Source organism: Halalkalibacter flavus (assembly GCF_036663575.1).
In the GTDB taxonomy this organism is placed as follows: domain Bacteria; phylum Bacillota; class Bacilli; order Bacillales; family Bacillaceae_D; genus Halalkalibacter; species Halalkalibacter flavus.
Window position 1 is genome coordinate 1 of the sequence record NZ_JAWRVK010000130.1, and the last position, 449, is coordinate 449.

General features: G+C 40.8%; 1 protein-coding gene. It reads left to right on the forward strand.

Going from position 1 to position 449, the window contains the following annotated elements; all coding sequences use genetic code 11:
- Nucleotides 1-246: integrase core domain-containing protein (locus SAY88_RS24760; protein ID WP_332635085.1), on the forward strand; the 246-nt coding region annotated here is incomplete at its 5' end.
- Nucleotides 247-449: the final 203 nt, after the last annotated feature.

A 449-nucleotide genomic window follows, 5' to 3' on the forward strand; every position in this document is an offset into this window, starting at 1 on the left:
TTCTACGGTATAGAACATTCCTTTAGTCATAAGGGCTGTCCCTATGACAATGCCTGTATTGAGTCGTTTCATGCGATCTTAAAGAAAGAAGAAGTCAACCATGTTAGATACCTAGATTATAACGCTGCTAATATAGAGCTGTTTAAATATATTGAAGGTTGGTACAACCGAAAAAGAATGCACAGTAGTATCGATTATAAAACACCACAAGAGCTTGAGAACGAGATCATGTCCCAGGCTGCGTAGCGCTAGCCATTATTAGAGAACCGGCTTTACATGGAGAGGTGAGCATGATAGCCTCGTCTGGCTTGCCAGCATGAATTTTAAATAAGCTGGCTTCCTGGCATAGAAATCATGCTCACAGAGGCTCCGTGTCAAGCCACCTGAGTCTACTTGATAATTGGTAAGAAAGTTAACTTTTTTGTGTCCAAAATATTGACCTAGATCCA